The 7102-nt window shown below is 74.6% G+C and carries 9 protein-coding genes; 4 read left to right on the top strand and 5 right to left on the bottom strand.

Annotated elements, in window-relative coordinates; genetic code table 11:
• Positions 1–420: SRPBCC family protein (locus E1281_RS35220; protein ID WP_131884030.1), on the bottom strand; the 420-nt coding region annotated here is incomplete at its 3' end.
• A gap of 87 nt (positions 421–507) precedes the next feature.
• A complete protein-coding gene (locus E1281_RS35215) occupies positions 508–1188 on the bottom strand; it encodes an adenylate/guanylate cyclase domain-containing protein (RefSeq protein ID WP_207943686.1) in 681 nt (226 codons plus the stop codon).
• 461 nt (positions 1189–1649) lie between these two features.
• Here E1281_RS35215 and E1281_RS35210 point away from each other — a divergent pair, with 461 nt between their 5' ends.
• Genes E1281_RS35210 through E1281_RS35200 form a run of 3 tightly spaced genes read left to right on the top strand, consistent with a single transcriptional unit; the run spans position 1650 to position 3615 of the window.
• Positions 1650–2138, top strand: a complete 489-nt coding sequence (locus tag E1281_RS35210) for a sigma-70 family RNA polymerase sigma factor (protein ID WP_207943687.1) — start codon at positions 1650–1652, stop codon at positions 2136–2138.
• Positions 2135–2863, top strand: a complete 729-nt coding sequence (locus E1281_RS35205; RefSeq protein ID WP_131884028.1) for a zf-HC2 domain-containing protein — start codon at positions 2135–2137, stop codon at positions 2861–2863. The genes E1281_RS35210 and E1281_RS35205 overlap by 4 nt, the downstream gene beginning before the upstream one ends.
• Before the next feature lie 47 nt (positions 2864–2910).
• Positions 2911–3615, top strand: a complete 705-nt coding sequence (locus tag E1281_RS35200) for a hypothetical protein (protein ID WP_131884027.1) — start codon at positions 2911–2913, stop codon at positions 3613–3615.
• Here the strand turns inward: E1281_RS35200 and E1281_RS35195 are convergent.
• Entirely contained in the window at positions 3612–4412 is an 801-nt protein-coding gene (locus E1281_RS35195; protein ID WP_131884026.1) for an ABC transporter permease, read from the bottom strand. The genes E1281_RS35200 and E1281_RS35195 overlap by 4 nt on opposite strands.
• Complete coding sequence (locus tag E1281_RS35190) at positions 4409–5392, bottom strand: ATP-binding cassette domain-containing protein (RefSeq protein ID WP_243717724.1); 984 nt, start codon at positions 5390–5392, stop codon at positions 4409–4411. The genes E1281_RS35195 and E1281_RS35190 overlap by 4 nt, the downstream gene beginning before the upstream one ends.
• Before the next feature lie 85 nt (positions 5393–5477).
• On the opposite strand from E1281_RS35190, the gene E1281_RS35185 reads away from it, so the two are divergent.
• Positions 5478–6239 carry a TetR/AcrR family transcriptional regulator gene (locus E1281_RS35185; RefSeq protein WP_131884024.1) on the top strand — a complete coding sequence of 254 codons (762 nt, stop codon included), beginning with the start codon at positions 5478–5480 and terminating at the stop codon, positions 6237–6239.
• On the opposite strand, the gene E1281_RS35180 is transcribed toward E1281_RS35185, so the two are convergent.
• Positions 6226–7102 (bottom strand): ATP-dependent helicase C-terminal domain-containing protein (locus tag E1281_RS35180; RefSeq protein ID WP_279433680.1); only part of this gene is annotated, 877 nt, incomplete at its 5' end. The two genes, E1281_RS35185 and E1281_RS35180, sit on opposite strands and share 14 nt — an antisense overlap.

The following is a 7102-nucleotide window of genomic DNA, read 5'->3' as shown; positions in this document are numbered from 1 at the left end:
CTTCTTCTCTACGTGCTCCGGGAGCCAGCGGGTGAAGGACGTCAGCATCTGGCGGAACGCCAGGCGCATGAGGGGGCCGGTGCCGGGGATCAGCGGCTCCAGTTCGGCCTCCCAGCGGATCTTCGTGCCGGAGTCGCTTGGCTCCAGGTGCACGTCGGAGCGGTAGCGCTTGACGGGGAGGCCGGACAGGGCCTTGTAGGCGAAACGCGAGTAGGGCTCGTAGGCGACGGTCTGCTCGCTGGCGGGCCAGATCTTCTTGACGGTCCCGACGCCGTAGGTCGTCGTGTCACCCTTGCGGGTCTGCTTGGCGGCTATGGGGAACTTGCCCCACGCGCCCCACGCCTCGGGAACCGCCAGGTGCCGGAACAGTTCCTCGGGCGTGGCGGTGGACGTGGCGGCGACCTTGATCTCGTACGGCATGGACCTCTCCCGGAGTGGTTACCGAACGCTATTCAGTCGGGTGCCGCCGGCACAAGGCCGCTGACCGGCCGCCGCGGCGGCGGCCGGTCAGCGGGCGGCGAGGGCCGGGAAGTCGAGGACGCGGGCGCCGGGGGCGGAGCCGGTGTCCGGTCCGCCCCGCCCGCCGCCCGCGCCGTCGCGCCGGGCCGCGCGGCCGGTGAGGATGTGGCCGCGGAAGGCCGCGCCCTTCGCGGTGACCTTGATGGCCTGGAAGTCGCGCGGCCGCAGGGCGCAGAACCCCGTCCGGACGACGTCCTCGAACAGCGAGTCCGAGACGACGTAGGCCAGGTCGCGGTCCGCGTCGGAGGCCAGCAGGCGCCGCAGCGGCGCGGCGTCCAGCAGCCGCTGGACGACGATCGGCGCGTCGCCGGCGGGCCCGAACGGCCCGGCGGTCAGCGTGCCGTGGTGCAGGGAGAGCCGCACCCGCAGCGGGAAGCGGCCCGCGTCCCCGTTGACCTCCCGCAGCGCCTCGGCGAGGCCGATGACGAAGTCGCCGGCCACCGGGGCGGGGTCGATCCCGTCCGGCAGCGTGGCCAGCTCGCCGTCCCCGCCGACCTGCTTGTCCCAGCGGGCGCGGTCGAGGCCGACGCCGTGCGCGGCGCGGTCCAGCGCGTCCGACAGCCGCCGCTGCGCGATCAGCTGCTCGCGCGTGTCGCGCTTGCTGTACCCCTGGATGTCCACCGCCAGCAGCAGGCGGTAGATGAGCTGTGTGTTCCCGTTCCCTTCCATACCGATCCCGCCCTCGGTCCTCGATGGGCAAATGGGCCCGATGCCCGCATTCGCTCCAAGGCGTGGAGTGAGCGTTGCCCGGCGGAGGTCCGCCCCGGTGGGTCCGGTTGTACGGCACTCGGTCTCGTACGGCATTCGGTTTTTTACGGCACTAGGACGCGGCACGCGGACGGCGGGCGCCATGGGTAAGGAAACGGTGTCGAACTAGTAAGGGTCGTTCTGGAAAATCCCGGCAATCCGGGCTGGCCGGATCTGAACCGCCGGGCGCCGGGCTTGCGTACTGCCTCCCAACGTGACACCAGGCTCACGGTCACCGCGTCGCCCCGCCCTCGCACCAGCCGGAGACCCCGATGGCCCACAGATCACCGACCGCCGTGTCGGCCCCCCGAGAGAGCCCCGCAGGACCGTGGAGCTGGTTCCGCGGCCCGCAGCCCTCGGGAGACGTGGACGACCAGGTGATCGTGACCGAGCTGTACCGGGTGTACGGCCGTCCGCTGCTGTCGTTCGTGCTCCGCCTCACCGGCGGCGACCGGCACTGGGCCGAGGACGTCGTGCAGGAGACCATGATCCGCGCGTGGCGCAGCGCGCACCAGCTCGACGAGAACGCGACGTCCCTGCTGCCGTGGCTGGCGACGGTCGCCCGCCGGATCGTCATCGACGACCAGCGCCGCAAGAACGCCCGGCCGCAGGAGGCGGGCGAGGGCCCGCTGGAGAACATGCGCGTCCCCGACGGGTTGGAGGATCTGCTGCGCTCCGTCGTCGTGTCCGAAGCCCTCCTCGCGCTGTCCCCGGCCCACCGCGAGATCCTCAACGAGACGTTCTTCCGGGACCGCTCGGTGAACGAGGCGGCCAGGCAACTCGGCATCCCCGTGGGCACGGTCAAGTCCCGGGTCTACTACGCGCTCCGGGCGCTACGCGTCGCCCTGGAGGAGAGGGGTGTGACGCCATGAGCGCGGACATGCTGCACGTCGACGTCGGCGCCTACGCCCTGGGCCTCCTGGAGGAGCCCGACCGGCGCGCGTTCGAGTCGCACCTGTCGACGTGCACGGCGTGCCACGAGGAGCTCGGCGAGCTGCGCGGCATCGCGCAGACGCTGGACGGCATCGGGCCGATCGCCGAGCCGGCGGACGCGATGCCGGTGCCGCCGGAGGCGTCGGTGGTCACCGACCTGCTGCGGCACCGGGCCCGCCGGGAGCGGCGGACCCGCGTGGCGCGGGGGCTGGCCGCGGCGGCGGCCGGGGTCGTCCTGATCGGCGGGGCGCTCGGCACCGGGTTCACGCTCGGCGCCGACCGGGAGCAGGCCGCTCCCCCGCCCCGGCCCGACACCGGGACGGCCGCGCTGATGCGCGACGGGCGGAAGGTCTCCGCCACCGACACGGGGACCGGTGTGACCGGGACGGTCGCCATGCAGGGCAAGGCGTGGGGCAGCCGGGTCGGGCTGCGGCTCGGCAAGGTCCGGGGGCCGCTCACGTGCGAGCTGATCGCCGTGGACGCCCGGGGCAACGCGCACACGGTCGCCGGCTGGTCCGTCCCCGCCAAGGGCTACGGATTCCCCGAGTCCGCGCAGCCGGAGCTGGCGGTGCAGGGCGCGACGGCACTGGACCCCCCGGAGATCAGCCGGTTCGAGGTCCGGACGATCGGCGAGGGCCGCACGCTGCTGACCGTCCCCGCCTGACCGGCCCGTCCGGCGTCTCGGCGCCGCGTGTCTCATAGGCTGAAGTCGTGAGTACGACCCGATCGTCCGCGGGCCCGGAGCTGATGCTGCCGGGGCTCCGCGAGGTGTACGCGGCCTACGTCCGGGAGACCGGCGTCCTGCCGTCGCTGCCCGGCCCGCTGGAGGCGGAGGTGTGGGTGTCCGCGCGGCTCGGGAGCCTGGAGTCCGCGGCCCCGCACGCGCAGGGGCGGCGCGCCGCGCTCGGCGATCTGATCACCTGCCTGCGCGCGGCGGCGACGCCGGGCGCGCGGGCGTTCCTGCGGGCGCTCGCCGCGATCGGCCCCCTGGAGGGACGCAAGGCGGCGGGCCGCGCGGCCGCCGGGCTCGGCGGGGTCCCGGCGGCCCCCTGGGAGGAGTCGCTCGGGCGGGTCGTCCCGGGCCAGGTGTGGCTGATCCAGGAGGGGCCGCTGGACGGCGACCGCCTCGTCTGCGAGTTCCGCTACGAGGGCGCCGGCACGCGCGGCATGCACGCCCTGGCCGTGCGTCTGTCGCACGGCGACGCCCCAGCCGAGGTCGTGATCGTCGGGGACGTCCCGGCGCTGATGGGGGCGGCGCGGCAGGCGATGCAGGCCGAGCTGTGCGTCGTCCAGCCCTACGACCCGGCGGCCGTCGGCCCGCGGCTCCGTGCCGCGCTGGACGGCACGGAGCCGCCCGAGGACTGCTACCCGGCGCTGGCGCTGGCCCGCCACCGCGCCGCCCTCCTGCCCGGCTAGCCGCCCATGGCGCGGTAGCGGCGCACCGACAGCGGGATGAACACCGCCGCGATCACCAGCGGCCACACCACCGCCATCAGGACGCCGTGCTGCGCGACCCACGAGGTTCCCGCCGTGTGCGAGGGGTCGCCGAACAGCTCCCGGCACGCGGTCACGGTCGCCGACATCGGGTTCCATTCGGCGATGGCACCCAGCCACCCCGGCATGGTGCTCGGCGCGATCACGGCGCTGGACAGGAAGCCGATCGGCCACACCAGCGTCTGGACGACGACCACCGACTCGGGCCCCTTGGCGACCAGGCCGAGGTAGATCCCGACCCACACCAGCGAGAGGCGCAGGAGCAGCAGGAGCCCGAACGCGGCGGCGGCGCCCGCGGCGCCGTCGTGGACCCGCCAGCCGATCAGGGCGCCGCAGACGGCCATGACGGCCAGGGCGGCGACCGAGTGCAGCATGTCGGCGGTGGCGCGTCCCACCACGACGGCGGACGCCGCCATCGGCATCGCGCGGAACCGGTCGGTCACCCCTTTGGCGGCGTCGCCGGCGACGGCGGCGAACGTCGTCTCGACGCCGAACACCATCGTCATCGCGAAGACGCCGGGAACGATGAACTCGCGGTAGCTTCCGCCGCCGGGCACGTCCATCTGGCCGCCGAACAGGTAGCCCATCATCAGGACGAGCATCACGGGGAACAGCAGCGCGGCGGCGACCTCGCCGGGCCGCCGCGCCCAGTGGGTCAGTGCCCGCCCGGTCAGGGTCCGGCCGTCGGCGACGGCCCATCGCACGGTCTGGACGCTCATGAGCGCACCCCTTCCTTCTCGTCGGCCTCGTTTCCGGCAGCGGACCCGGTGAGGTGCAGGAACACCTCGTCGAGCGTGGGGCGGCGCAGGCCGATGTCGGCGACGGCGATCGCCGCCTCGTCCAGTGCCCGGACGGCCTCGGTCAGCGTCGCGGCCCGTCCGGTCACCGGGGCGCCGACGCGCAGGGCGTCGGCGTCCACGTCCACCTCGCCGGACGCGACACGCCCGACGATCCCGGCGGCGGCGGTGAGCGAAGCGGGGTCGTCCAGGACGACCTCGATCCGGTCGCCGCCGAGCCGCGCCTTCAGCGCGTCGGGGGCGCCCTCGGCGATGACCCGGCCGTGGTCGATCACCGAGATGCCGGTGGCGAGCCGGTCGGCCTCCTCCAGGTACTGGGTGGTGAGCAGGACGGTCGTGCCGCCGTCCACCAGGGTGCGGACCGCGTCCCACACCTCGTTCCGGCCGCGCGGGTCGAGACCCGTGGTGGGCTCGTCCAGGAACAGCACGGGCGGGGCGAGGATCATGGACGCGGCCAGGTCGAGGCGGCGCCGCATCCCGCCGGAGTACTCGCCCGCCGGCCGGCCCGCGGCGCCGGTGAGCCGGAACCGCTCCAGCAGCTCGTCGGCCCGCCGCCGCGCCGCCTTGGCGCCGAGGTGGTAGAGGCGGCCGAACATCACGAGATTCTGGCGACCGCCGAGCACCTCGTCGACCGCCGCGTGCTGCCCGACGAGCCCGATCCCGGTGCGTACCTCGGTGGCCTCGCGCACGACGTCGTGCCCGGCGACGCGGGCGCTCCCCCCGTCCGGCCTGGTCAGGGTGGTCAGGATCCGGACGGCGGTGGTCTTGCCGGCGCCGTTCGGACCGAGCAGCCCGTGCACGGTGCCCGCGGGCACGCGCAGGTCGAGCCCCGCGAGCGCCTCGGTGTCGCCGTAGCTCTTGCGCAGCCCCTCGGCGGCGACCGCGATCGGTGGTTCGGCCACGCGTCCTCCCAAACTATATACGCGGTACGGATTTACCATCGTGGACAATATAACGTACGACGTACAGAGATTCATCCCTGGAAGTATGGAGTGGGTGACGACCGAGTACAGCGGGGCGGGCGATCCCCGGCGCAGCCTGGAGCTTCTCTGGGGGATCAAGGAGCCGCCGCGGCGCGGGCCCAAGCCCCGCCTCACCGCCGAGAAGATCGTCCGCACCGCGATCGCGGTGGCGGACGCCGAGGGACTGGACGCCCTGTCGATGCGGCACATCGCCGACGAGCTCGGCGTGTCCGCCATGTCGATCTACACCTACGTCCCGGGCAAGGCCGAGCTGATCGACGTGATGGTGGACCGCGCGTTCGGCGAGCTGACGCCGCCGTCCCACGACTCCTGGCGGGCCCGGCTGGACCACATCGCCCGCGACAACTGGGCGCTGTTCCACCGCCATCCGTGGCTGCTGCACGTCACCACCGCGCGCCCGCCGATGGGGCCCAACACGTTCGCCAAGTACGAGTACGAGCTGCGCGCCGTGGACGGGCTCGGCCTCACCGACCTGGAGATGGACTCGGTCGTCGCCCTCGTCACGGGCTTCGCCGAGAGCGCCGCGCGCGTCTCGGTCAACGCCGCCGAGGCCGAGCGCCGCAGCGGCATCAGCGACCTGGAGTGGTGGCAGGCCACCGCGCCGGTGCTCGACACGCTCATCGACGAGTCCGACTACCCGCTCGGTACCCGCGTCGGCGGCGCCTCCGGGCAGGAGTACGGCTCGGCCGTCGCGCCGGGCCGCGCCTTCGAGTTCGGCCTGGCCCGCGTCCTGGACGGCATCGAGGTGCTGGTCAGCTCCCGCTAGCGCGCTTGGTCCGCTTCGTCGGGACCGCCCGCGCCGGGTCCTCGGGCCACGGATGCCTGGGGTAGCGTCCGCGCAGTTCGGCCCGGACCGCCTTGTAGCCCTCGCGCCAGAAGGAGGCCAGGTCCGCGGTGACGGCCGCCGGGCGCCCGGCCGGGGAGAGCAGGTGCACGACCAGAGGCACCCGCCCGCCCGCGAGCCGCGGCGCGGCGTCCCACCCGAACAGCTCCTGCAGCTTCACCGCCAGGACGGGTCTCCCCTGCGAGTAGTCCACCCGTATCCGCGACCCGGACGGGACCTCGACCCGCTCGGGCGCGTACTCGTCGAGCCGCCTGGCCTGCTCCCACGCCGGCAGCCCGCGCAGCATCGCCACCACGTCGACGCGCCGCAGATCGGCCCGCCGCCGCGCGCCCGCCGCCCATTCCGGGACGCGCTCCAGCAGCGCCGCGTCGTCGACCGCCGGCCACGGCCCGCCCAGCGCCTCGTGAAGGAAAGCCAGCCGCTCGCGCAGCGCGACGGCCGCGCCCGTCCAGTTCAGCAGGCCGAGCCCCTCGGCGCGCACCCCGTCCAGCAACGCGGCCCGCACCCGCTCCGGATCGGGGTCCCGCAGCGGCGCCGCGGACAGCTCGACCACGCCGAGCCGCTCGACGCGCCGCGCCACCACGTCCCCGTCCCGCCAGGCGATCTCCTCGGCCACCTCCAGCAGCGGCGCCGCCGCGAACCGCGCCACCTCCTCGTCGATCACCACGGCCTGCCGCACCCGCGCCGAGGCCGCCCCGGCGGGCCGGTCGGCCGCCGCGACCGCGAGCCACTCCGCCCGCGCCCCGCCCAGCGCCGACCCGTCACCGAGCGCGGCCCCCGTACCG

Source organism: Actinomadura sp. KC345 (genome assembly GCF_004348515.1).
Classification (GTDB): Bacteria; Actinomycetota; Actinomycetes; order Streptosporangiales; family Streptosporangiaceae; genus Spirillospora.
This window is presented reverse-complemented; position numbering and strand designations above follow the sequence as displayed.

Coding starts and splice junctions, on each gene's coding strand:
- E1281_RS35215 (WP_207943686.1), bottom strand. CDS start 1,188: ATGGAAGGGAACGGGAACACACAGCTCATCTACCGCCTGCTGCTGGCG.
- E1281_RS35205 (WP_131884028.1), top strand. CDS start 2,135: ATGAGCGCGGACATGCTGCACGTCGACGTCGGCGCCTACGCCCTGGGC.
- E1281_RS35195 (WP_131884026.1), bottom strand. CDS start 4,412: ATGAGCGTCCAGACCGTGCGATGGGCCGTCGCCGACGGCCGGACCCTG.
- E1281_RS35185 (WP_131884024.1), top strand. CDS start 5,478: ATGGAGTGGGTGACGACCGAGTACAGCGGGGCGGGCGATCCCCGGCGC.